21 protein-coding genes, 1 pseudogene and 1 riboswitch are annotated in these 25,527 nt (G+C 57.1%); of the genes and pseudogenes, 13 read left to right on the forward strand and 9 right to left on the reverse strand.

The features are described from left to right. Positions 1–166 precede the first annotated feature (166 nt). From ACYQ6M_RS14030 to ACYQ6M_RS14085, 12 genes and pseudogenes are all read left to right on the forward strand, one after another. Positions 167–1,102, forward strand: a complete 936-nt coding sequence (locus tag ACYQ6M_RS14030; protein ID WP_460074377.1) for a DUF2182 domain-containing protein — start codon at positions 167–169, stop codon at positions 1,100–1,102. Positions 1,103–1,282: 180 nt separating this feature from the next. Next, complete coding sequence (locus ACYQ6M_RS14035) at positions 1,283–1,999, forward strand: CDP-alcohol phosphatidyltransferase family protein (protein ID WP_055654288.1); 717 nt, start codon at positions 1,283–1,285, stop codon at positions 1,997–1,999. Between the two features lie 229 nt (positions 2,000–2,228). After that, the gene (locus tag ACYQ6M_RS14040) at positions 2,229–3,206 is read left to right on the forward strand and encodes a quinone oxidoreductase family protein (protein WP_031268497.1); all 978 of its coding nucleotides are present in this window, start codon (positions 2,229–2,231) and stop codon (positions 3,204–3,206) included. Between the two features lie 64 nt (positions 3,207–3,270). After that, positions 3,271–4,170, forward strand: a pseudogene (locus ACYQ6M_RS14045) (LysR family transcriptional regulator). A 336-nt stretch (positions 4,171–4,506) separates the two neighbouring features. Continuing rightward, entirely contained in the window at positions 4,507–5,991 is a 1,485-nt protein-coding gene (gene xdhA, locus ACYQ6M_RS14050) for a xanthine dehydrogenase small subunit (RefSeq protein ID WP_460074378.1), read from the forward strand. Continuing rightward, entirely contained in the window at positions 5,975–8,311 is a 2,337-nt protein-coding gene (xdhB, locus tag ACYQ6M_RS14055; protein WP_460074379.1) for a xanthine dehydrogenase molybdopterin binding subunit, read from the forward strand. Before xdhA ends, xdhB begins: the two co-directional genes overlap by 17 nt. Further along, a complete protein-coding gene (gene xdhC / locus ACYQ6M_RS14060; RefSeq protein WP_460074380.1) occupies positions 8,311–9,324 on the forward strand; it encodes a xanthine dehydrogenase accessory protein XdhC in 1,014 nt (337 codons plus the stop codon). Before xdhB ends, xdhC begins: the two co-directional genes overlap by 1 nt. A gap of 42 nt (positions 9,325–9,366) precedes the next feature. Beyond that, on the forward strand, positions 9,367–10,932 hold the full coding sequence (locus tag ACYQ6M_RS14065) for an ABC transporter ATP-binding protein (protein ID WP_062491649.1): 1,566 nt from the start codon (positions 9,367–9,369) through the stop codon (positions 10,930–10,932). Then, positions 10,929–12,020, forward strand: a complete 1,092-nt coding sequence (locus tag ACYQ6M_RS14070) for an ABC transporter permease (protein WP_460074635.1) — start codon at positions 10,929–10,931, stop codon at positions 12,018–12,020. The genes ACYQ6M_RS14065 and ACYQ6M_RS14070 overlap by 4 nt, the downstream gene beginning before the upstream one ends. Continuing rightward, positions 12,013–12,927 carry an ABC transporter permease gene (locus ACYQ6M_RS14075; RefSeq protein WP_077292855.1) on the forward strand — a complete coding sequence of 305 codons (915 nt, stop codon included), beginning with the start codon at positions 12,013–12,015 and terminating at the stop codon, positions 12,925–12,927. The genes ACYQ6M_RS14070 and ACYQ6M_RS14075 overlap by 8 nt, the downstream gene beginning before the upstream one ends. A 98-nt stretch (positions 12,928–13,025) precedes the next feature. Next, positions 13,026–14,090, forward strand: a complete 1,065-nt coding sequence (locus ACYQ6M_RS14080) for a BMP family ABC transporter substrate-binding protein (protein WP_022998629.1) — start codon at positions 13,026–13,028, stop codon at positions 14,088–14,090. Between the two features lie 342 nt (positions 14,091–14,432). Then, a complete protein-coding gene (locus ACYQ6M_RS14085; protein ID WP_235814877.1) occupies positions 14,433–15,281 on the forward strand; it encodes a patatin-like phospholipase family protein in 849 nt (282 codons plus the stop codon). 22 nt (positions 15,282–15,303) lie between these two features. Here ACYQ6M_RS14085 and ACYQ6M_RS14090 read toward each other — a convergent pair whose 3' ends face one another. Then, positions 15,304–16,953: an alpha/beta hydrolase gene (locus tag ACYQ6M_RS14090; protein WP_460074381.1), complete on the reverse strand. Its 1,650-nt coding sequence runs from the start codon at positions 16,951–16,953 to the stop codon at positions 15,304–15,306. 470 nt (positions 16,954–17,423) lie between these two features. Between ACYQ6M_RS14090 and ACYQ6M_RS14095 the strand changes: the two genes are divergently transcribed. Then, on the forward strand, positions 17,424–19,382 hold the full coding sequence (locus ACYQ6M_RS14095) for a putative bifunctional diguanylate cyclase/phosphodiesterase (protein WP_460074382.1): 1,959 nt from the start codon (positions 17,424–17,426) through the stop codon (positions 19,380–19,382). A 43-nt stretch (positions 19,383–19,425) separates the two neighbouring features. On the opposite strand, the gene ACYQ6M_RS14100 is transcribed toward ACYQ6M_RS14095, so the two are convergent. The 8 genes from ACYQ6M_RS14100 to ACYQ6M_RS14135 form a co-directional block, all read right to left on the reverse strand. Beyond that, positions 19,426–19,659 (reverse strand): hypothetical protein, encoded by a 234-nt coding sequence (locus ACYQ6M_RS14100; protein WP_168686832.1) that lies wholly within the window; start codon positions 19,657–19,659, stop codon positions 19,426–19,428. After that, on the reverse strand, positions 19,656–20,171 hold the full coding sequence (locus ACYQ6M_RS14105; RefSeq protein WP_460074384.1) for a hypothetical protein: 516 nt from the start codon (positions 20,169–20,171) through the stop codon (positions 19,656–19,658). The genes ACYQ6M_RS14100 and ACYQ6M_RS14105 overlap by 4 nt, the downstream gene beginning before the upstream one ends. 4 nt (positions 20,172–20,175) lie before the next feature. After that, the gene (locus ACYQ6M_RS14110) at positions 20,176–21,414 is read right to left on the reverse strand and encodes an agmatinase family protein (RefSeq protein WP_460074386.1); all 1,239 of its coding nucleotides are present in this window, start codon (positions 21,412–21,414) and stop codon (positions 20,176–20,178) included. Between the two features lie 10 nt (positions 21,415–21,424). Continuing rightward, positions 21,425–22,267, reverse strand: coding sequence for an ATP-binding cassette domain-containing protein (locus tag ACYQ6M_RS14115; RefSeq protein ID WP_460074387.1), 843 nt, complete (start codon positions 22,265–22,267; stop codon positions 21,425–21,427). Beyond that, positions 22,264–23,085, reverse strand: coding sequence for an ABC transporter permease (locus ACYQ6M_RS14120; RefSeq protein ID WP_460074388.1), 822 nt, complete (start codon positions 23,083–23,085; stop codon positions 22,264–22,266). Before ACYQ6M_RS14120 ends, ACYQ6M_RS14115 begins: the two co-directional genes overlap by 4 nt. Before the next feature lie 72 nt (positions 23,086–23,157). Then, entirely contained in the window at positions 23,158–24,228 is a 1,071-nt protein-coding gene (locus tag ACYQ6M_RS14125; protein WP_077292846.1) for a putative urea ABC transporter substrate-binding protein, read from the reverse strand. A gap of 107 nt (positions 24,229–24,335) precedes the next feature. Beyond that, a riboswitch (guanidine-I (ykkC/yxkD leader) is annotated at positions 24,336–24,451 on the reverse strand. 206 nt (positions 24,452–24,657) lie between these two features. Beyond that, entirely contained in the window at positions 24,658–24,843 is a 186-nt protein-coding gene (locus ACYQ6M_RS14130) for a hypothetical protein (protein ID WP_460074389.1), read from the reverse strand. 60 nt (positions 24,844–24,903) lie between these two features. Beyond that, a complete protein-coding gene (locus ACYQ6M_RS14135) occupies positions 24,904–25,509 on the reverse strand; it encodes an SRPBCC family protein (RefSeq protein ID WP_460074390.1) in 606 nt (201 codons plus the stop codon). Between the last annotated feature and the right edge of the window lie 18 nt (positions 25,510–25,527).

Raw genomic sequence — 25,527 nt, forward strand, 5'->3', positions numbered from 1 at the left:
TCTGATTTGATCTTGAGATCTAAATTGCTGTTTGCGGGCTCAAAATCAACGGGACGAATACACGCAGGGCATTCAAGGTCGACCATGAGTAAGATCAAATGCCTGCATCGACTAATCCGCTAAGACGTCTCAAGACCCCGGACACACACGCCACCTAAAGGCCGAAATGACGAGTTTGACGCGCACACCTTCCAATCAGGCCGGTTCCACCAAGCCGGAACAGAATATGCGTGGCTGGCCGCTAGTGCTTGTGCTGGTCTCGATATTGGCCGCTGCCGGCTGGGCATACCTGATTGCAATGGTAGCCGACATGGTACCGGTCATGGATATGAGCGAAGCCGGACCCGGCATGGTGATTCTCAACAGTTTCAACCAGTTCGCAGGTTTGCCTGCGGAAGCGCGGGCCGCACTTGCGGTTCTTTGCCTGCCGACCAGCGCAACATTCGGCATGCCTGGTGCAGACATGACGACAGTTGATCTTGTGAAGATCTTCCTGATGTGGGCAATGATGGCCCTTGCCATGATGTTGCCTACCGCCGTGCCGATGCTTCGGGCCTATTACACCGAGCTTTCGGCACAGTCCGGCAGTACGGCAACGCCGGTACTTCTCGTTGTCACCGCAATGTTCGGCTATCTGGCGGTCTGGCTTGGCTACGCAGTCGCAGCAACCGCGGCGCAATGGGCTTTGTCCAGGGCAGGCGCCATGACGGATATGATGGCACCTGCAAGCATGGCTCTGACGACGTCGGTCCTCTTCGCCGCTGGTTTATATCAGTTCACCCCCTCCAAAAAGGCCTGTCTCCGGCGCTGCTGGTATCCGCGCTGGGTGTTTGCCAGTGACGATGCTGGGCCGGGTGCGATGTCTGGCTTGCGGGAAGGGCTGGTGCAGGGCTGGGTGTGCCTTGGCTGCTGCTGGGCGGTAATGACTGTCATGTTCGCGGTCGGCCTGATGAACATCGTCTGGATCGCGCTACTCGGCGCGTTGATGGCCATTGAAAAAACGTTCCCAAGCCGCATTCTGCCACCTGCCATCGGGGCTGTTCTGCTGGTCTGGGCAGGTATCCTCGTTTCCCTCATCCTTTTGGGAAATGCGGCAACCTAAATTCACTGCTATTGGTGCGGGGACTGTTTTTTAGGTTCACACTGTCATACGATTGCAATAAAGGACCGTATCAGCGTCAGTGTGTGATCCATGGGCCAGCGGGTCAATCGTGAACCGCACACATCTCAGAACGCAAATGCACCAGTTTACTGCGTTCAGATCATAAAGTGAGGGAACCCCGTGGCGGATATTACACCAGGTAAAGAGAGGACTGAGCCCGCTCTGTTCCTGATCCATATCCTGACGGCTTCCGGTGCTCCGATCGCTCTTATTGCCCTCTTGGCAGGTGCGCGTGAAAACTGGGCGGAGATGTTCGCCTGGCTTGGACTGGCATTTTTCATCGATGGCATCGATGGTCCGCTGGCACGCCGTTACAAGATTGCAGAGCGTCTGCCTCGCTGGTCCGGCGCCTCGCTGGATTTCGTGATCGACTACGCCACTTACGTGTTTCTTCCCGCTTTCGCGCTTTCCTGGAGCTTGATGCTCACAAGCCCTTGGAACTGGATTTGTGGCGGGCTCGTGGTCTTTACCGGCGCTCTTTATTTTGCCGACAACGGCATGAAGACACCCGATGGCTCCTTCAAGGGTTTTCCCGCTGGATGGAACATGGTCGTTTTCGGCCTCATGGTTCTGTCGCCATCGCAAAGCTTCACGATCATGTTCGTGCTCTTGTGCTGCGCACTGACGTTCGCACCGGTCCGCTTTGTCCATCCTGTCCGCGTGCGTCGCTGGCGCATGATTACCTTGCCGGTGACATTGCTCTGGATGGGATTGGCCGCCTACGCAATTCTGGACGGTATGGCATTGAACGGCCCGCTCGCTTGGGCATTCACGGCAGCCAGCTTCTATCTGCTGCTGGTCTCTGCTGTTCAGCAATTGCTCGACAGGGTCGACTGACCTTTCCCTACATTCAAAATACAGTTTTGGCACTGGCGCGAACCAAGGCACCGGTGTTGTGCCGCGCTTTCTCTTGAAGCGCTGACCGGAAGGAAACATCACGAACGCCTGATGCCATTTATGCTTCGGAATGACCTTTTCCGATGGCGTTGAAATCATTTATGGTCTTGCCAACTTCAATTGCCGCAAGACCAAATCGGTCTCGGCCCATCACCCCGGGGATAAAGTCATGGTTCAAGCAATCTGCGTACACGAAACCGGTGGACCGGATGTCATGCGCTGGGAACATATCGAAGTCGGTGAACCCGGCCCAGGTGAGGCGCGCATCCGCCACACAGCAGTTGGCCTCAATTTCATCGATACCTATTTCCGCTCGGGCCTCTATCCAGCGCCTGCCGGCGTGCCGTTCAGCCCCGGCAACGAGGGGGCAGGGGTCGTGCAGACGGTCGGTGAGGGTGTGACACATCTCAGCCCCGGCGACCGTGTTGCCTATGTTGGCCCGCTCGGTGCCTACGCGCAGGAAAGAATCGTTCCGGCTGACCGTCTTGTCGTCCTGCCGGACGGGATTGATGACAAGACCGCTGCCGGCATGATGCTGAAGGGCATGACGGCACAGTATCTTCTGCGCCAGACATATTCCGTTGGCCCGGATACGACGCTGCTGTTTCACGCTGCTGCCGGAGGCGTCGGCCTGATTGCCGGTCAATGGGCAGCACATCTCGGCGCCACTGTCATCGGCACAGCCGGTTCGGAAGCAAAGGTCGAACTTGCAAAGGCACACGGCTACCAGCACGTGATCAACTACCGGACTGAAAACTTTGTCGACAGGGTAAAGGATATTACCGGCGGCAAGGGCTGCGATGTTGTTTATGACAGTGTCGGCAAGGACACCTATCCCGGTTCGCTCGACTGCCTGAAACCGAGGGGCCTTTGGGTCACTTTCGGTCAGTCCTCCGGGCCGATTGCCGACTTCAACCTGGCGCTCCTCGCCCAGAAAGGCTCACTGTTCGCAACCCGGCCGACGCTGTTCAGCTACATCGCCAGCCGCGAAGCACTGGAAGCGACCGCGGGCGAATTGTTCGATGTTGTCCAGAAAGGCATCGTCAAGATCGGCGTCAACCAGGAATACAGGCTTGCCGACGCCGTCCAGGCGCATCAGGACCTTGAAGGCCGCAAGACCACCGGCACCACGGTCCTGATCCCCTAAGAGCAGGAATTTCATGCGGTCCGGACGAGCACAGGATCTTTCTCGAAATCTTTACAGCCCGGCGATGCGCTATTTTCTGGCCGTCGCCGAGGCCGGTTCGATCCGCGCCGCGTCCCGGGAGCTCAACGTGGCGTCATCTGCCATCAACCGGCAGGTTCTCTGGCTGGAAGAGGCTCTCGGACTGCAGTTGTTTGACCGTGTCGGCCGGCGCCTGCGTCTGTCGCAAGCCGGAGAGTTGCTGCTGGCACATATCCGGCGAACCTATTCCGATTTCGAAGGCACGGTTGCCGAACTCGACGCCTTGAAGGGACTGCGACGCGGTACGGTTTCGATTGCAAGCGTCGAAAGCGTTGCCGAAAAGCTCCTCCCGGCGGTCATCAGCACGTTTCGCAAGAGCTATCCCGGCATTCACGTGAATGTCTCGATTTCCTCATCCAGAGAAGCCGCCCGAAAGGTGGAGGCGGCTGAAGCGGATGTCGGCTTCACTTTCGACCCGCCGGAGACCTAGGCACTCACAACCGCCTTTCACCATGATCTCGTGATCGGAGCACTCATGCGTCCGGATCATCCGTTGGCCGGAGCGAAAACACTTGGACTGCAAGACTGCCTGAAATATCCGGTGGCGCTACCCGCAGAAGGACTGTCATTGCGCACCCGCCTGGACATCGTTCGAAGCCGGATACCCGGCGCTTCGCGCACTTATGTGGAAGCCAATTCGCTCAGGCTGATGCGAGCCCTTGCCAGGGAGGAACAGGTAATTGGCTTTCAGACGATGATTGGTTGCGAAGACGACCTTGCCAACGGTTTCCTGATCTTCAAACCTTTGTCCGATACGCCGCTTCAGGCCGACCGACTCTGTGTGGTAACGTCGTCTCTGCGTGCTCTTGCGCTTGCGCCAGGCATGTTTTTCGACCATGCCGTGTTCGCTTTGAGGGACCAACTTTCAGCACTTGATGCCAAATAGGCAACATTGCGGTCTCAAATGAGCGCTTTGGTTCCATGTTTTTTTAAGGCACATTTTTTGTGACAGTTTTGCGGCAATGCGCCGTGCGAGGGAGAAAACTGATGGGGCGTTTGCCTACGCACGATCTGAATACAGCCTTGGCAGGGCCCGAAAGCGGCCTGCTGAGCAGGCTGTGGAGCATGGGTAAATCACCTGAACCGCACGCTTTGCACCGGGTACTCCATGACCACCATTTTGCGGCTCGTGATGCAATGCTCCCAATGCATGCGGAGTGTTCAAACTGTTACGCATCAGATGTCTCCGGTCCGTTTTTGGCTAACATGGGGAAGCAGGCCCATGCGTGACACGATCCGTTTCCTCAAGGGTGGTGAAATCGTTGAACTTGCGAATGTCGGTCCAACGGAAACCGTTCTCGATTACTTGCGCCTCCGCCGCCGCGAAACCGGAACGAAGGAAGGCTGCGGCGAGGGTGACTGCGGGGCCTGCACCGTCGCGCTTGGCCGATTGATCGACGGCAAATTGGTCTATCAGCCCGTGAACAGCTGCATCCAGTTGCTCGGCATGATTGATGGCGCTGAACTGGTGACTGTCGAAGACCTCTCCGACGATACGAGGCTCCACCCGGTTCAGGCCGCGATGGTCGAAATGCATGGCTCACAATGCGGGTTCTGTACACCCGGCTTCATCATGACGCTTTTCACGCTCTATCATGACGCAGGGGCGGAAAAATCACGCAAGACCGTCACCGAATGGCTGGCTGGAAACCTTTGTCGGTGCACCGGCTACAGGCCGATTATCGACGCGGCGTTGGACTATTGTTTTGACGCTGCAGACGATGCTTTTTCTTGGCGTGCTCATGAAACGCGGGAACAGTTGCGACAATTGTCCGACAGCAGCGATGTCTTCATCGGAGATAGCGACTGCTTCTTTTCCTCGCCGGCAACGCTTGACGGTTTGGCAGCTCTTTACGGCCAGCACCCCAATGCGACCCTCGTTGCCGGGGCGACAGATGTCGGTCTGTGGATCACGAAGCATCTGCGCGACTTGCCCAAGATGATTTGGCTTGGCCGAATAGAGGGCCTCGACCGTGTCGAAGACAGTCAGTCCGGGGTGCTGATCGGCGCAACGGCCACTTATGCCGCGACCGAAGAAGCCATGACCGGCATTTCATCAAACCTGGGTGAACTCTGGCGCCGGATCGGCTCGAAGCAGGTTCGCGCCTCGGGAACAGTCGGTGGCAACATCGCCAATGGCTCGCCGATCGGCGACACACCACCCGCATTGATCGCTCTGGGGACAACTCTGGAACTGCATTCCGCAGAAGGCTCAAGGGCGTTGCCACTGGAAGAGTTCTTCATCGACTACGGCAAGCAGGATCGCAGACCGGGAGAGTTCGTCACCGGTCTCTTCGTGCCCCGGCTTTCTGCCAATCAGGCTTTCCGTTGCTACAAGATCACCAAGCGCTTCGATCAGGACATCTCATCCGTCATGGGAGCATTCCGCCTGACTGTGGATGGAGAAGGCATGGTTACGGATGCCCGGATCGCCTTTGGCGGCATGGCAGGAACACCGAAACGGGCAACCGGTGCGGAAGCTGCCTTGAAAGGAGCTTCGCTGGACGATCCGTCCACCTGGGGCGCTGCCATGCAGGCATTGCTTTCCGATTACACACCACTGACAGATATGCGCGCAAGTGCCGAGTACCGAATGGAAACGGCGCGGGCGTTGCTCGCAAAGGCCCTTATGGAGGTCAGCGGCACCGCACCGGAAGAACTCCGTGTGCTTGCCAAGCGGGAGGCAGGCCATGACCGCGCAGCTTGACCCCAATGACCTGACAACACCTCTGAAGCATGTCCGCAAGGCGTTGCCCCATGACAGCGCGGCTAAACACGTTTCCGGTACGGCGACCTATATCGACGACATGGTTGAACCCGTTGGCACGCTTCACGTTGTGCCCGGCTGGTCAAGGCAGGCTGTCAGGGGCAGGATCCTGGCAATGGACCTTGACGAAATCCAGGCTTCACCTGGTGTGGTTGCCGTCCTGACCGCGAAGGATGTCCCGGGAAAGAATGACTGTTCATCCGCCTTTGGCGATGATCCCGTTTTCGCCGAGGATGAAATCCTGTTTTACGGGCAGGTCGCCTTTGCCGTCGTCGGCGAAACAAGAGACCTGGCGCGCAAAGCGGCGTTGAAGGCAAAGATCGATATTGCACCGATCACCCCCATCCTGACGGCTGAAGACGCTGTCGACGCCGGCACCACAGTGCTTCCGGATTATCAGTTCCGGCGTGGTTCGCCTGAAACCGGCATGAACGCAGCCGAGGAAATCCTCACTGGCAGCATGAAAATCGGTGGACAGGAGCATTTTTACCTGGAAGGCCAGGTCGCCATGGCCCAGCCACAGGAAGACGGCGGCATGCTGGTGTATTCCTCGACCCAGCACCCGACCGAAATTCAGCACACGGTTGCCAAGGTGCTCGGTGTACCCGATGCCGCTGTCACGGCTGAGGTTCGCCGCATGGGAGGCGGTTTCGGCGGCAAGGAATCGCAGGCAAACCAATGGGCTGCCCTGGCGTCCGTCGCAGCCAGTCACACGGGCCGAACCTGCAAGATCCGCCTCGACCGCGACGACGACATGATCATGACCGGCAAGCGACACGACTTTAAGGTCAACTGGCAGGTCGGCCACGATAGCGAAGGTCGCATCCGTGCTGTCGACATGGAATTCCTGGCCCGTTGCGGCTACTCGGTCGACCTGTCTCTTGGCGTGAACGACCGGACGCTTTTTCATGCCGATTCGAGCTACTTCTACCCGGATGCACTCATCCGCTCCCGGCGCTTGCGCACGGACACCTGCTCCAATACCGCATTCCGCGGGTTCGGTGGACCGCAAGGCATGCTCGCCGCCGAACGCATGATCGATGCGATCGCGATCAGTCTCGACAAGGACCCGCTCGAAATTCGCAAGCTGAATTTCTATGACGGAGAACGGAACCTGACGCCTTTCGGCATGCCGGTGGAAGAGTTTCAGGTCATGCATGACCTGATCGCCCAATTGGAAGAGAGTTCAGACTATTGGGCACGACGTGATGATGTGCGCTTCTTCAACGAAAACAACGCTGTTCTGAAAAAGGGACTGGCCCTGACACCGGTTAAGTTCGGCATTTCCTTCACGCTGAAACATCTCAACCAGGCCGGTGCGCTCGTTCATCTTTATACCGACGGTTCGATTCATCTGAACCATGGTGGCACCGAGATGGGCCAGGGGCTGTATCAGAAAGTGGCGCAAGTTGTTGCGGAGGAATTCGGTGTCAGTCTGAACAAGGTACGCATCACCGCCACCAACACCTCAAAGGTTCCCAACACGGGCCCAACGGCTGCATCTTCCGGGACAGACCTCAACGCCATGGCCGCCAAGCTGGCGGCGAAGGAAATCAAGAACCGACTGATAACCTTCCTGTGCGAACTGCATCAATGCGGACCAGAAGCAATCTTCTTCGGCGATAACAAGGTGGTTGTCGGTGACCAGAGCTTTGCCCTTTCGGAAGTCGCCAAGCTGGCGCACATGGCACGTATTCAGCTTTCACACGCAGGCTATTACGCAACGCCAGGGATAACGTGGGAGCGGGAAAGCGCGACCGGGCGCCCCTTCTATTACTTTGCCTTTGGCGGCGCATGCGCCGAGGTGACAATCGATACGATGACCGGCGAGATGACCGTCGACCGGGTGGATATTCTTCACGATGTCGGCCATTCGTTGAACCCTGCGATTGACCTGGGGCAGATCGAAGGTGGCTTTGTTCAGGGGATGGGGTGGCTTACCACCGAAGAACTTGTCTGGGACGAAAAGGGGCGCCTTCGTACACACGCTCCCTCGACCTACAAGATCCCGACAGCATCCGACATTCCCGAGGAATTCAACGTCCGTCTCTATGAAGGCAGCGGCAACCCTCAGGCAACCGTTTACCGGTCCAAGGCCGTTGGCGAACCGCCTGTCATGTTGGCCAATGCAGTGTTTTGCGCGATCAATGATGCCGTCGCGAGCCTCAGCCCGGGAGTTGTTCCCAATCTGGACGCACCGGCAACACCTGAGGCAATCATGAAAGCCGTCCAGGATATGCGCCGGAGGAAGATCTCCTGATGAAGGTCTGGGGGCACATTGCCGACTGTTTGAAGCGAAACGGCGCTTGTGCACTCGTAACCGTTGCTCGTGCCGATGGCTCGACACCACGCGAAGACGGTGCTCGTATGGTGGTAACGGCTGATGGTGGATTTTATGGCACGATTGGTGGCGGCACGCTTGAGTTCGAAGCCATCCGCCGTGCCCGCAAAGCTCTCCGGGATGGCGTGGCCAGCCTCGAGCTCCACAATGTCTCGCTTGGCCCGGACCTCGGTCAGTGCTGCGGTGGGCGTACGCAAATTGCCATCGAGGTGCTGACAACGTCATCGCTTGAAATGGCTCAGACACTCTCGCTTCGGGAAAACGACGGAACGCAGTTTTCCACCGAGGCCAGTGTTGTGAACGGTGTGGTGCAGACACGCGATCTGCTGCCGGACGTTTCAACGAACCGCTTCCTCCTTCAACTTGACCAAAAAACGGGCAAGCAATTGCTGATCGAGCAATTTGGCAGCAAGCGGCGCGAACTTTATCTTTTTGGTGCAGGGCACGTGGGAAAAGCGGTTGTCCTGGCGCTCGCACCTCTGCCTTTCAGCGTGACATGGATCGACAGCAGGGCGGACCAGTTTCCGGCTGCGGTTCCGGGAAATGTCCGGAAAGTTTCAAACCCTGATCCAGCTGTCTGCCTTGAACAAGCCCCTGATGGCGCCTTTGTCCTGGCGATGACCCACTCGCACGCCTTGGATGAAGACATCATGGCACGTGCCTTGCTTAAACAACGCTTTGCCTATTGCGGTGTGATCGGCTCCAAAACCAAGCGGGCGCGCTTCCTGAAACGACTGAAGGCCCGGGGGCTGAATGACACTTTGACGGCAAACATGGTCTGTCCTGTCGGGGTGACTTCAGTCAAATCAAAACAACCGGCTGCAATCGCTGCAGGAATAGCTGTCGATCTGCTGGTTCGGGACGAAGCTGGAAATCATCAACAGGCCGCTGCAGCCGGGGGGCTTGCACAAAAACTAACACTTGGTCAATAAGGCGGCATTCGCTTGGGGGACGGCGTGGCAGAAACAGAAACGATGACAGGGGACGGCGGCACGGCGCGGCAAAGCAGATCCGGAAAGGATACTTTGCTCGATGCCCGGGGCCTGACCAAACGATTTGGCGACATTCTGGCGAACGACAGGGTCGATCTCGTCATAAACAAGGGTGAAATACATGCACTCCTTGGCGAAAATGGCGCAGGCAAATCGACCCTCGTAAAAATGTTCTACGGTTCACTGGAGCCGGATGGCGGTGAAATTCTCTGGCAGGGCCAACGGGTCGACATCGGCAACCCCGCAGCTGCCCGCGAACTCGGCATCGGGATGGTGTTCCAGCATTTTTCGCTGTTCGAAGCCTTGACGGTTGCAGAAAATATCGCGTTGGCATTGCCAAATCCGGGGCGAATGTCTGAGCTTGCCAATCGGATCCAATCCGTGTCGCGCGATTATGGTTTGCCCCTGAATCCGGACGACATTGTTGCAGACTTGCCGGTCGGCATCCGACAGCGTATCGAGATTGTCCGATGCCTGCTTCAGGAACCGCAGCTGATCATCATGGACGAACCGACGTCGGTGCTTACGCCCCAGGAAGCGGATCTTCTCTTCCTGACGCTGGAGCGCCTGGCCAAGGAAGGCTGTGCCGTTCTGTACATCAGCCATCGGCTGGAAGAGGTCAAACGCATCTGTCACCACGCGACGATCCTTCGGCATGGCCAGGTGGTTCGCGAATGTGACCCAACCAAGGAAACACCGGCATCTCTGGCCAGCATGATGGTGGGAGCCGACGTTGCCTCCGTAAGCGCCAGCTCTCAAAAGCCGCAGATCGGCGAAACCCGGCTTGCCCTGAAGAACCTGTCCGCAAAAGCCGCAACGCCATTCGCAACAGCGCTGAACAAGGTCTCGCTGGATCTCAGGGCCGGTGAGGTGGTTGCGATCGCCGGCGTTGCAGGCAACGGCCAGGGTGAGCTCTTTGACGCGATCTCCGGCGAAATGCCTGTGGCAGCCGACATGGTCGTTCTGGATGGCAAGCCTTGCGGCAACAGGAACATTACCTGGCGACGCAGGCAGAACGCGGCTTTCGTGCCAGAAGAACGTCTCGGCCACGGCGCCGTACCGGGCATGAAACTATCGCAGAACATCGTTCTGACGCGCCACAGAACCGGCGACAAGCTGGTCAGTGGTTTCTTCGTCTCCAATGCCAATGCAGGCAAGATGGAACAGCGCATCAAGAAGTCCTTCGACGTGCGCATGTCCCATGACGATCCGGAAGCGCGTTCCCTTTCAGGGGGCAATCTTCAGAAATTTGTAGTCGGCCGCGAGCTGGACCGCAAACCTGGTGTGCTGATCGTGAACCAGCCAACCTGGGGTGTCGATGCCGGTGCCGCCGCTCTTATCCGGCAGGCGCTCATCGACCTTGCCCGCTCCGGATCGGCGGTGCTGGTGATCAGCCAGGACCTGGATGAAATCTTCGAGATCGCCGACCGGATTGCGGTTATTTCCAGAGGTTATCTGTCTGCGGCCGAGCCGACTTCAGACATGAACCGCGAGCGGGTCGGCCTGCTCATGGCAGGCGGCGCGGAAGCGCAAGGGGAGGTTGCCTGATGCGCGTCGAACTCGTGAAAAGAAAAGAGCACAGCCGAAAGATGGCACTGCTGTCGCCGTTGATCGCTGTTGGTCTGACCGCAATCGCAGCCGGACTCATTTTCTCAATATCCGGACATAACCCATTGTACGGATTATATAAGTTCTTCATCGAACCTCTGACACAAGAATGGTCTCTCAACGCGACAATTGCCAAGGCAACACCGCTCATCCTGATCGCCTGCGGCTTGTCGGTTTGCTATTTGTCGAACAACTGGAACATCGGTGCTGAAGGCCAGTTCGTCGTCGGCGCGCTGTTCGGCTCTGCTCTGCCCATTCTGATGCCGGACTTCGAAAGTGCTGCCACGCTTCCCTTGATGATGGCTTTCGGCGCTATCGGTGGGGCACTCTGGGCCCTGATCCCGGCGCTGTTGAAAACCAGGTTCAATACCAACGAAATCCTGACCAGCCTCATGCTGGTCTATGTCGCCAGTCTCTTGCTGGACTACCTGGTTCGCGGACCGTGGCGGGATCCCGGCGGTTACAACTTCCCGGAATCGGCGCTCTTCTCCGACGCCGCCACGTTGTCCACCGTCCCCGGCACGTCGCTCAGCTATGCGGCCCCGATCACGTTGATCGTCGCAGTCGTGCTTGCGGTGGTCCTTGGCAAGACCATAAAGGGTTTCGAGATCAGAGTGATGGGCGAAAGTCCTCGCGCAGGCAGCTTTGCCGGTTTTTCTGCAAAGAAACTGACGCTGTTTTCCTTCGCAATTGCCGGTGGTCTAGCAGGCCTTGCCGGTACGATGGAAGTGTCCGGCGCACTCAACCAGCTCCTCCCGACCATCTCTCCCGGTTATGGATTTACAGCCATTATCGTCGCCTTTCTGGGAAGGCTGAATCCCTTCGGTATCATCGTCGCGGGTTTCGTGTTGGCATTGTCCTATATCGGCGGCGAAGCGGTGCAATCGGCGATGGGTGTCTCCAACAAGATTGCCAGTGTCATTCAGGGCCTTCTGCTGTTCTTCGTGCTCGCCTGCGACACACTTATCCTCTATCGCATCAGATTTGTCGGCCGCCGTGGTTCGGCAGGGGAGGTCTCCCATGTTTGAAGCCGTTCTCCTGACCGTTATTACCGCGGCAACACCGCTGTTGATTGCTGCGATCGGCGAACTCGTCGTTGAACGCTCCGGTGTTTTGAACCTTGGTGTCGAGGGCATGATGATCATGGGGGCCGTGGTTGGTTTCGCTGTCGCCAATCAGACCGGATCCGGGACGCTCGGCGTCTTTGCGGCAATTGCCGCCGGCATGGCCATGTCGGCACTTTTTGGCTTCCTGGTGCTCGTCCTGGTAACCAATCAGGTGGCAACCGGTCTTGCCCTAACCATCCTCGGCGTCGGCTTCTCGGGCCTGATCGGGGAGGCCTTCATCGGCATTCCAGGCCTTAAACTTCCGGATCTCTACATTCCTGTGCTGTCCGACATTCCGTTTTTCGGGCCTGTTTTCTTCCAGCAGGACGCGCTCGTTTATGTGAGTTTCGCGCTGGTCATCGCTGTTGCCTATTTCCTGTTCCGGACCCGGCTTGGCCTCGTGCTTCGGTCTGTTGGTGACAACCACGTGTCGGCTCACGCTCTTGGTTATTCCGTTATTCGCATCAGGTTCGCAGCGGTTCTTTTTGGCGGCGCCTGTGCAGGTCTGGCGGGTGCCTACATGTCGCTTGCCTATACGCCTCAGTGGGTTGAAAACATGACTGCAGGCCGAGGCTGGATTGCGCTGGCATTGGTCGTGTTCTCGTCCTGGCTGCCGCTTCGCGTGGTTATTGGCGCCTATCTGTTTGGTGCAGTCAGCGTCCTGAACCTCCACGCCCAGGCAGTTGAGCTGGACATTCCGTCCCAACTGCTGTCCAGCTTGCCGTACCTTGCGACTATTTTGGTGCTTGTGCTCATTTCGGCAAACCGCAGACTGACGCTCGTCAACACGCCAGCCTGTCTCGGCAAGCCATTCGTTCCAGACCGGTAAGCCTCCCAGCCACCGGTCGGCCCGGCCCCGGTGCGATCGGGGGCTTGGCCTTAGACAAGATCGCAACAGAGAGATCGAAACAGAGGGGAAAGAACCAGATGAAATCTCTTTTGAAAGCAACCGTTGCCGCCGTTGCCTTCGCAGCTGCCGGCTCTGCCGCAAACGCTGCAGACGTCAAAGCCTGCTTTATCTACGTTGGACCAGTTGGCGACTTCGGTTGGTCCTATCAGCACGACCAGGGCCGTCTTGATGCGGAAAAGCATTTCGGCGACAAGCTGGAAACCGCATATCTTGAAAGTGTGCCGGAAGGTCCGGATGCAGAGCGCGCGATCGAGCGTTTCGCCCGTGAAGGCTGCAATGTCATCTTCACCACGTCCTTCGGCTACATGAACCCGACGATCAAGGTCGCCAAGAAGTTTCCGGATGTGAAGTTCGAACACGCGACCGGCTACAAGACTGCCGACAACGTCGCGACCTATAACTCCAAGTTCCACCAGGGCCGTTACATTATCGGTCAGATTGCCGCCAAACAGTCCGAATCCGGCGTCGCAGGTTACATCGCCTCGTTCCCGATCCCGGAAGTGGTGTCCGGCATCAATGCATTTCTGCTCGGTGCTCAGTCCGTCAACCCGGATTTCAAGCTGAAGGTCGTCTGGGTCAATTCCTGGTTCGATCCGGGCAAGGAAGCCGACGCTGCAAAGGCGCTGATCGATCAGGGTGCCGATGTCATTACGCAGCACACCGATTCCACCGCACCGCTTCAGGTCGCACAGGAACGTGGCGCGCATGGCTTCGGTCAGGCATCCGACATGATCCAGTTCGCACCGGAAGCCCAGTACACGGCAATCATCGACGATTGGGGTCCGTACTACATCGAGCGCATCCAGGAAGTCATGGATGGCACCTGGGAGCCCAAGAGCACCTGGGCAGGCCTTGCCGAAGGTCACGTCGTGATGGCGCCTTACACCAATCTCCCGGATGATGTCGTTGCAATGGCCAAGGAAACCGAAGCCAAGATCGCCGGCGGTTGGGAGCCGTTCACCGGCCCGATCACCAAGCAAGACGGCTCGGTTGCCGCTGAAGATGGCGTCGCCCTCGATGATGGAGCCATTCTCGGCATGAACTGGTACGTGCAGGGTATCGACGACAAACTGCCGCAATAATCGCGGTTATCACCTATCCAGGACGGCCCGGAGCCAGCTTTTCCGGGCCGTTTTCATATCCGGTGACCGATTGTCTGAATGTTATGCGTAAAGCACCTGCTTCCATCGCGATCGTTCTGATCGAAGACTTGCGCAGAAATCACCGCAACGTTGAATCGCAACATCGACACCTCTACAAACGAAACTATAATTTCGTTTCCATCCAGGATGGATCGCCGCAATCCACACGATACGGACCTTTGACGAATGATCCGCAGACGAGAACTGATGCTCGCCGCGGCCGCTGCTGGATCTGGCAGCATGGCTGGCTTGGCCTCTGCCAGCAGCGCCCCAGAGGCAGAAATGACGACACACAGCAGCAGCTCTGCCCAGGGGTTCCGTCTGGCTCTTGGTGGCGGAGCCGCAAAGGCATTCGCTCACATTCCCATTCTGGAAGCGATGGATGACCTGGGTGTCAAACCCGTCGAAATTGCCGGGACATCAATGGGGTCGATCCTGGGTGCTTTTTACGCCAGCGGTATGAGCGGTCGAGAGATCCGACAGTTTGCAGTTGATCTCTTCACCCAGAAAACGCAATTGCTTCAAAAGCTGTTTCTGAAGGATGGCCGAACCTGGTCGTCGCTCTTCAATGTTGTCCGTCCGGCGATTATCGATCCCATCGTTCTTTTCGAAACGGTGTTTCCTGAAGACCTGGCCGAGCAGTTCTCGGATTTGAAACTGCCAATGAAGATCGTTGCGACGGATTTTTACACCCAGTCGCAGGTGGTTCTGGAGGAGGGGCCCTTACTGCCTGCAATTGCAGCCTCGTCCGCTCTCCCCATGCTTTTGACGCCTGTCAGGATAGACGGCCAGGTTTTGATAGACGGGGGCTTCGTCAACCCGACACCGTTTGATGTCTTTCAGGACGACGGCATTCCGACAGTCGCTGTCGATGTTACTGGCAGCTCTTTCGAAGAGCGAAAAAGCGGGCTTCCAACCGGCCTGGAAACCTGGATCGGCTCGTTCTCGATCACCCTTCACTCGTTGGTCGCCGCCAAATTGGCCTGCAATCAACCTGATTTGTTGATTGAACCGCCTGTCGGCCGTTTCAAGACCATGGAATTCTTCAAGGTTGCAGACATCGTGAAAGCAGCAGAACCAGCCGGAGAAACCTTCAAGCGTGGCCTGGCCAGCCTCCTGGAAAATCGATAGTCCAACCAATTGGTTCCGGGCGTTAGATCGCAGGATCACGGCGCTCGAATATCTTTTTCAGCGCTTCCGCTCTTTCTGGTGACCAGCCGTCCGGATCGACAACTGCAGCCCATCCGTCGATGTAATCAGGCGCAATGTAGTAGTGCCCGTATCTGGGAACATCCAGCGCAAACATGGAATCCAGCGCAATCTGAAGCATTGTCACCACGGGAAACCAGGACAGTTTTTCTGAAACATCCGGCGCACGCGGTGAGGCCATCCAGGCTGGCGGCCTGAAACCCGTATCGAACGTGAAGTTCACGATAGGGTCGCTGCCATAATTCAGAAACACCGCACGAATTGGCCCCCAGGGCGCATAGTTCCCCTCCAGTCCGCCATATTGATCCATCACCCGGACAAGCGAGCCGTTTCCATAGTTCGGACGCCATGCCGGACTGTTAGCCTTCCGCCGATCCCGGACCTCCGACCAATATCGCGAAAAGAAAGGAGACCCAGCCCAAAAGGCGCCCTGGATCGGGTCACCCAGCATGTCAAACAGGGGAAGTGTCGCCTGGGAGTTGAAGGCCCCCTGGCTGAGACCGTGAACATAAAGCTCCGGCCGACTGTCTTTGGGCATCTGCGTCCAGTGGGCATAGACCGCGTTGAAAAGGGCTCGAGCCTGATCTACCCCGTAATCTGGATGGGCAAGCAGCGCCAGAAAACTGGTCAGATAGGAATATTGGACAGCCACTGTCGCCACATCACCGCCAAGCATGAAATCGATTGTGTCGTGAGCTCCCGGGTCCATCCAACCGGTGCCGGGTGGTACCACAACCACAAGAACCGATCGGTCAAATCCGCCAACGCGGATCAGTTCCTGCAAAGCAAGTTGGGCGCGTTCTTCTGCGGTGTCACCAGACCTTCGTCCAACATAGACCCTGATAGGATCAACGGCATTATCCGGCCAGAATTCGGAAATCTCTGCTGCAGTCGGAGCGGTCGCGACATAATGACGACCCCAACGCCCCATCTCCTCCCATTTGACCAGCGACCGGGTACTGCCGGTTTTTTCGGGATCAGCAGGTTTTTCGATATCAGGTTCAAGAAGCAGGTCTGCAGCCAGAAAAGACGTATCGGCCATACGAAACGCATTACGTACAAGGGCTCCATCGACAAGTGCCCACAGGAACCAGCCAACCAGAACGATGGACAGGACCACGCCGACGCGCCTCGGAAGCATCTTGTCCAGAACAACAGCAACGGCTCTACGCAAGGCACCTGCAACCCGGAAAACCAGCCACAAGCAAAGTGCGATCAACACGCCAACAGTGACGATGAAGAACGGCGCTGCGCTCTCGAGCGGCGGCAAACCAACAGCTTCACGGGTCGCGTTCTGCCAACTGGCAGCTTTCGACAGACTGTAGACCATGATCGCAAGGCTGATACCGCAAGCGGCAAGGAGCCAGAGTGTCCACAAACGTCCCTTGGGCTCCGGCAACTCCAGATAACGCCAGACACTCCTTGCCAGAAGGGTCACCTCATAGCCAAACGTCGCTGCCACGGCGGCGAGGGTCGCTTGTACAATTGGTTCCCTCGGCATCATCGACGGCGTCAGTGCGGCACCGAAGAAACTGGCCGCTACTATGAGCCCGGTTGGCGTAAGCCCATCTCGGAGTGTCCTTAAGATCGGCATTTGCACCCGCTCCCAACACGATTTCACGATTCAGCTGCAGGATTTCGTGTTGGAATGAGCGCGTCAAGACAACCTTGGGTAAACAATGGCAACATGACAGCAATCTTGTGCCCATCCCCGTTATCCACCACAAAACCAAGCATAATTTACGTTGCGTCTTTTGGCATTTAGACGGTCTTAACCGTTGTCGGGTCTAAATTCCTACATCGTGGATTGAAGGGCAGAAAGATCTTTCCGCGATCGGGGTCTACAACCGTTTTTTACTCGCAAGTTTCGTGAAAGTTTGCGGCGCTAACAATCGGGCGTAATCCACCGCTGGTCCAGCGCAGCAGGTAGATGGCCTGCCGCTGATACCGGAAATGGCAAGCCGGGGGGCACCGGTTCGTCTGTGACAGAGACATTGGGCCGGAGAGGACTATCGATAAGCTCCAATTGGGGCGGTGTAATCTGTCATCAAGGCGGTTGAGCCAATGATTTTTGATAAACTGTTGCGAATAGGATTTCCGGCGCTTTGCGCCTCCCTTACGCTTTTGCTCGGTGTAAACGCCTACTCGCTCTATAGCGCGCAAGCCGACTACCTTCACAAGGATCAGTTGGAACGTTCGGTCCTCAACGACACGCTGCGCTTTAACACTACGGCCCTGGAAAAACTGATTGCACGGTACAGTGCCTTGAAAAGCCCGGAAGATGCTGCAGAGGCTGGAAAAACCTACGAAGCACTGCTGAACGCCTTCGAAACGTGGCCCAGCGACGCCTATAGCGAAATTGTGGGGCCGTCGGACTACATCCAGGACAAACTGGTTCACATCGTTCGTACGAGCAACCGGGTGAAACCGTTCCTGGATACGCTCGATGACCAGACCTCCGTGAGCAATGCACTGATCATCCTGCAGGGGATAGGAAGTTCCCTTCAACAAATCAATCAGATGGTGACCCAGGAAGCTGCCAAGCAAATGTCGGCGGCGAGAAAGAGCTTTCATTTCCACCAAATTGTACAGGACGCGCTCGTTGTTGTTTTCCTTCTGGTCAGCCTTGGATGGATCTGGTTCTCCAACAAGCGCAGCCAGGTGCTGCAAGGACAGGCAGAGGCAACTCGCGAGCAAACCAGGCTTCTGGAGCACCGGCTGGACCACGACAGTGTTACAGGCCTGGTAAATTCCCGTGTCTTTGCAGAGATCGTGCGCTCTACTCACGATACACTCGCTCCTGATCAGACCTTGAGCATTCTCAACATCGATCTGGAGTCCAGACTGCCGGCTATCAACAAGTTCAGCCTTGTAACGGAGGAAGCTATCCTGGCATCGACTGCGGACCTGTTGCGTCACGCGGTAGACCGGATGGAAGGTGTAAATTGCCTTGCCCGCTCAGGAGGCAAGGGATTTCTCCTCATGACTGTAAGTGATGAAGAGGTTGGGCTGACTGCTTCTGTCGTCGCAAACCGGATCCACGACATCTTCCTGCGCCCGGTCCCAACGGCACTCGGATCCTTCCTGATTTCACCAGCTATCGGCTATGCGGATTCAACTACCGTCGAGCGAGATGCCACCGACATCATTCGCAATGCGGATCTCGCGGTTGGTAACGCCGTCAGCTACAGCCGCCGCCGCGTCGTGACCTACCAACCGGCCATGCGCGCGGAAATGGAACGGCGGACAATCGTCGAAAACGCACTTGCCCGCGCCATAGAGGCGAACGAATGCCTTCCGCACTTCCAGCCTCAGTTCAACCTCATGACCGGGCGGATTTTCGGCGTTGAAGCCTTGGCACGCTGGTACCATTCCGAACTGGGATGGATTTCACCCTCGGAATTCATCCCGATCGCTGAACGCAATGGCGATATCGTATCGCTGGGATGGAAGATCCTGGAAACATCGTGTTCGGAAGTGCAGTTGTTGCCATCGGACCTGAGCCTGTCGGTCAACCTTTCTGTTGCGCAAATTCTGAGCGACGACGTCGTTGCAATGCTCGACGAATGCCTCGGTCGGACCGGTCTGCCAGCCTCCAGGCTGAAACTGGAAGTGACCGAAACAACCCTGATGAGCGATCTGCGCCGCATTCAGACGACACTCGTTGAGTTGCGATCATTGGGTATCGGCATTTCGCTGGATGACTTTGGCGTCGGTTATTCCGCCCTGTCTTACCTGACGGACTTTGACTGGGACGAAATCGAGATCGACAGGTCGTTTGCCACCAAGGCGGTCAAGGACAAGAAAATTCGCGATATTCTCAAGATGGTCCTTGGTATTGCCGAAACCATGGGCTCTCAGGTCTTGATCGAAGGCATCGAGACAGTCGAGCAACGCGATGTACTGGTCGATATCGGCTGCACCATCGGCCAAGGCTACCTGTTCGGCGGTCCCATGGCGATCGACGACATAACGACCCTGTTCTTCTCGGATCATTCCAAAAGCACTCTCGCGGGGCTCTGATACCTCGGTTGGTATCAAGGCCCCGCTTTAACGAGAGAGACTCTCAGGACCTGCGTTCTACAGGCTGTTTCCTCGTGGTCTTTTTCGATTTCCGGACCAGGGAAATGGCCAGAACCACCCCGCTGACAGCCACGACGAGCAGCAGCTGATGAAATGGCGAGCCAAGCAGATGCTCACCTGCGCCTTGCCAACCGGTCAGATGATCGTGCGCACCAGGGTGTGCAAATGCAGGGGTGGATGCCAAGGCAAGAATTGACGTCATCAAAAGCTGTTTCATTCTGCGATATCTCCATGGGCCAGACGAGTGGTGAGGATGTCGATGAGGTCAATGTCTGACCGTTGCGACAGGGATACAAAGGTGAAGGTCATGGTCTCCCGGGCTTGGACCATTGAACCTGGAAAACTCATGTAGACGAGTTCTCGGGAAGCAAAGGCCGGCGAGGCTGTACCGACCTGCCAATTGCTGACGATCTTTGCGTCGACAAGGTGCTGTATGAGACCATCGGCACCGGGGCGGTGAAACGGGACGCCGGCAAGACGCAGGTAACTGGTCTTGTCGTCGGCAGCCCGAAAGCCGTCGATGAAGCTCACCGCAAGTGCCTGCAGTTCTTCGGCCCGGTCCGCATGCGAAGCCCCATGAACATGAGAATGCAGATGGTCCGGGCCCACGTGATTATGTCCGGCGAGACTTCCAAGATCGTGGTTATGTGTGTGGTGGTGGTGGTGGTGGTGACCATGTTCATGATCGTGATGAACATGGTGATCGTGCCCGTGATGATGTCGCGCCATCGCCTTACTCCACGTCCGGACCGGCCGGAACGGACACCGGCTTGTCGATGATGGATTTATGCGAACCCATTTTTCCATGGGAAACCAGGGTCCCGAGAACATCAACAATCACCCGAGTTGCCAGAAGGGCTGTGATGTCGGAGCAATCGTAAGGTGGTGAAACTTCTACGACCTCCAGACCGCAGATGCCTTCCTTCGCGACCAGCGACACCAGTTCAAGTGCCTCTCTCGGCAGAAAGCCACCTGGCTCCGGCCAGCCGGTACCGGGCACGAACCCGCAGTCGACACTGTCGATATCGAACGAGATATAGACTGCATCTGCGTCCTTCCATGCCAGTTCCAGCGCCCGTGCGGCCGTTTCCGCCAATCCCAGTTCCTCGACATCGCGCATGGTGAAGATATTGGTGTTCCGCTCCCGGGCAACTTCCACACCTTCGCGCGGCACCTGCCACCCTCCGATACCGATCTGAACCAGATTGACAGCCGGTACATTGACGAGATCTGTCGCGTGGAACCAGGGCGTCGTATGCATCCGCTCATCCAGGTCCTTTTCCTGAATGTCGATATGCCGATCGAAATGCACGATACCAATGCGCTTGGACGTGCACTGGGCAATCCCGCGTACGCAAGGAAAGCCGATTGAATGATCGCCGCCGATCATGATCGGCAAGGCTCCGGACGATGCGACGTGCGAGACCGCCCGCGTAATCTGGTCGAACGTCTTTTCGATATTGGCTGGAATGGTGAAGATGTCACCGACATCGCAAAGCGTCATCTGTTCCCGAAGATCGACACCCATCTCGTAGTTGTAGGGCGTATAGAGCGCGGAAATCTTCCGAACTCCTTGCGGCCCGAACCGTGTACCAGGTCTGTAAGTGGTGCCCCCATCGAAAGGGATGCCGATGACGGCGGCATCATAAGCCCCGACCTTTGTCACATCCTCGATATAGGGCGCTTTCAGGAAGGTGTTGATCCCCGCGTAGTGGGGCAGTTCTCCACGGGCAAAGGTCGGGATCGATTTGTCGGTGAGACTATCCGATCCTGTCAGTCCCATTCGCAGTGCCCAGGCTTTTTCCTTTTCCCACGCGGCAGAGGGCAGGGCACCTTCCTTTTCAGCGGCCTTCCAACCTCGCAATTGAAGTTTGTCGAAGTCGGGATGATGCTGTCTTCGGTTGGGGTCTCGGGTGAATTGACCTGCGGCTAGGTGGTGCGTCCTGGGGCCTGAGGCTCGATTGAAACTCATGGGATGGTCCTCATTCCTGATTGTTTGGGGTATGGATGTTTTGGAAAGACGGAGTGGGCTTGTTTGTTTGTGGAGCACCAATTGCACCTGCGATGGCCTCCGGAGACCGCAAGGATGCTCCAGTTGGCGATTTGAGTGGCAGATCGTAGGTGATGGTCGCGCCGTAGGCCTGTGGCGCCTGCGGGTCGTGGCGGATCTTGTCGAACACCAGCAGACGCGTGCCGAGCTTGAAGGCCTCGTGAATATCGTGCGTCACCATGAACACCGTCATGGACAACTCTTTCCAGAGCCCCAAAAGCAATTCATGCATGTCGACGCGTATACCCGGGTCTAGCGCGCCGAAAGGCTCGTCGAGCAGCAGTATGCTTGGCTTCTTGATCAAGGCCTGGGCGATCGCGAGACGTTGCTGCATGCCACCGGACAGTTGCGCCGGATACTTGTTTGCCGCCGGTCGCAGCCCGATCCTGTCAAGCAGGTCGTCGGACGATTCAAAAGCCGCCTTGCGGGAAGTGCCAAAAAGCCGCCCGGTCCAGCGCGACGTTTCAAACTCTTGCGCAAGGATGAGGTTTTCAGCCACGGTCAGATGCGAAAACACCGAGTATTTCTGGAAGACGATCCCGCGATCGGATGTCGGCTCAAGAGGCAAGCGAGTGCCATCCAGGAGGATCTGTCCACGGCTTGGATGTTCCTGGGAAAGCAGCATCCGCAGGAAAGTCGATTTTCCGCAGCCGGATGCTCCAACGATCGTGCAAAAAGACCCGGTCTGGACTTCCAGGTTGACCCGTTCGAGAACAGGCACGCCGTCGTATAATTTTGCCAGGTTCTGGACCGAGAGTTTAGACGCAGTATTCATAGCGCGTCACCTCCCAGATGGTGCCAGCGAAAAGCGCGGCGGGACAACAGCAGCAAGGCTCTGTCGAGCAGGAACGCCAGCAGCGTGATCCAGACGACATAAGGCAGGATCACATCCATCGCGAGATAGCGACGCACCAGGAAGATGCGGTAGCCAAGCCCCGAAGTGGACGCGATAGCCTCTGCTGAAATCAGAAAGATCCAGGCTGGCACGAGAGAGAGCCGCAGGCTGGTGATCAGGTGCGGAAGCACCTGCGGCAACACGAGCCGCGTAACCATTTGCCAGACGCTGGCCCCAAGTGTTTCCGCCTTGATGATCATCTCTCGGGGAATGTCCAGAACCGCCTGGGCCGTGGAACGGATCATCACTGGTGCCGTTCCGATCACGATCAGGGCGATTTTTGCGAGTTCGCCAAGACCAAAGGTAATGAACAGGATCGGCAGGATGGTGATCGGCGGTATCAGCGAGAATGTCGCGAGATAAGGAGCCAGTCCGCTGCGGATATGGGGAATGAAGCCGATGGCAATGCCAAGGGAGATCGCCAGAAGCGTCGACACTGCCATCCCTGTCCAAAGACGCCAGAGACTGTCGAAAGTATCCAACCAGAGCAGAAGGTCTCCCGACCTCCGGTCCGGCACTGCCGCCATGCGCCAGAAGGCTTCTCCCATGCTGGTGATGGAAGGGAGAAGCTTGTCCGCCGGATTGTCGAGCCGCCGATAATGGCTGGCAATCGCGTAGGCGACCAATGTCAGCACGAAAGGCAGGAGCCCAAGCGCCAGGGCGGTGACCCGGGAGGGTTTCCGGTTGATGATACGCATAAAACGGTCCGATCAGTCTATGGCTGCGGCTCCGGCGCCGAGGCGCCGGAACACCGGATCAGCAAAGGAAGCCTAGAGCGTGCCTTCTGCTGCCATCGTCATGAAACTCGGGTCGAATTTCAGTTTCACGTTTCCGGTATCGCCATAGATCGATCCATCCGGGAAAGAGACACCGACGAATTCAGGGCTGGGTGCCCCTTCACCCAGAATGCCCTTGTCGAAAAGGAACTCGGCAACGAATTTCATCGTCTCGGGAAGTTCAGCGGACTTGGTGAACGCGACCGCTTCTGCGGGCGTGTAGAACATCTTGGTCGTCGCGAGCTGCGCGTCGTAGCCGGCAAGGTCCGTGCCGGAGGCTTCGGCCATGGCGGTGCGTGCCGCGATGCCTTCGTCACTGTCTGACGACATGATCCCCATCAGTTCGTACCAGGCACCTACAAGAGCCTTGCCGAAGGCGGGATTGTCCGCAAGCGTCTCGGTATTGACCATCATGATATCGATGATTTCGCCTGGAATGCCGGAACTGTCGAACACCTTGGTGGCATTTGCTTCCGCTTCGATTTCAGACAGGAGCGGGTTCCAGGTGACCACTGCCGTGACATCCGGCGTCTGATAGGCAGCGATCATGTCTGCATCGGATGTGTTGACGACCGTCAAATCCTGTTCACTGAGACCAACCGTGTCGAGCGCCCGTGCGAGCAAGTAGTGGGAGACGGAAAGCTCCACCAGATTGACGCTTTGTCCCTTGATATCGGCAAGCTCGGTCTTGTCCTTCAGGATGATGCCATCGTTGCCGTTGGAGTAGTCGCCGACGATAAGCGCAGTCGTGTCGACACCGCCGCCTGCCGGGATCGAAAGGGCGTCCATATTGGTCATGGAGCAGCCGTCATATTCTCCTGCGGTGTATTGATTGATGGACTCCACGTAGTCGTTAATCTGAACGATCTCGACGGAGATGTCGTATTTGTCGGCCCATTTCTTCATGAGGCCACTGTCCTGCAGATAACCCCAGGGCATCCAGCCGACATAGATGGACCAGCAGACCTTGAAATCCGTCTTTTCCTCGGCCCTGGCCGAAGTGAGGGAAAGAGGCAGCGTCAGCGCTGCGGCGAGGAGGGAAGCTTTGGCAATCGATTTCAACATCTGTGCGCGTCTCCTGTCTTGGGCCCGGTCATCAGAACCGGACTTACGTCATGAGGTTTTTGCGCACGGCCGGGAGCAGGTTCGCGCGCGCGAAACCTCGTGCAGTTGTCTCCCGGGTTTTTGTCCCGCCGTGTCACCGGTCTATGTCGGCATATGCCTCTCAACCGGCTTGCACCTCTCGGTCCTGCGTCGTCTTGCGACCGGATCCCTAGGCGCGCTGCACATCATAACCAAAGCAAGGGGAATGCCAGAAAGGCGAAGATGGAAATTTCGTACATTGTTTCAATAATTTAAGAAATAGAATCTGGATTGAGTTGGTCGAAACCAATCAACAGCAAATGGTGTTCTGAGCAGAATATGGGCAGCATGGTGAAGAATGCACCATGCTCAGTCCTTAAGCAGGCTGTGCTGATCTATCGTAAAACAGTCTCAGCCGGTGAAAGAGCAGATCTGAACCAACGGCAGGAAATGCTGTTCGGTGATGCCCAGACAACAGGCGTGCGCCACCAGCAAAAACCCGGTCAAGGCCGAACCGGTGGCGAGCGCCAGAACCAGCGATGGATCACGCATCATTTCGCGAATGCCACTCATGGCTTGAACTTCGGTATGTGCCATAACAATTCCTCCGGTTTGAACATCTGCAAGAGCCAGACAAGCGGCTCTTGCAGTCGGGATTTATTCCGCAGGTTCGTCGACCTTACCCTCGTCGCCAGCCACGTCCTGCTTTTTCTTGCCGCCGAAAAGGCCTTTGATCCATCCCTTCTTCTCGTCGCTATCTGGAGGAGAAGCGTCTGCTGTCGCGGTATCGGCTTCCACCTCGTTCGTCGCAGCCGGTGTTCCCGGGGCGACCTGTTCGCCGAAGGCGGTAAAAAACTCACCGGCAAGCCGTTTGGCGGTTGAATCGATCAATCTGGCACCAAGCTGCGCCAGCTTGCCGCCAACCTTCGCATCAACCTCGTAGTGAAGGATCGTCGCGTCAGGACCGTCTTCTTCCAGATGAACCTTGGCGGCACCTCTGGCAAAGCCGGCTACCCCACCGGAACCTTCGCCTTCAATGGTGTAACCGTTCGGCGGATCGAGATCGTTGAGCGTCACCTTGCCGCCGAAAGTTGCTTTTACTGGGCCCACCTTGAGACGTACCTTCGCCTCCAGTTCAGTATCGGAATGCTTGATCAGGTCTTCGCATCCCGGAATAGAGGCCTTCAGGACTTCCGGATCATTCAATGCCTCCCAAACCTTATGCTTTGGAGCTTCGATCCGCTGGCTGTCGTTCATTTGCATGTGATTGCTTCCCTGGTG

It is taken from the genome of Roseibium sp. ROS1 (genome assembly GCF_054658215.1).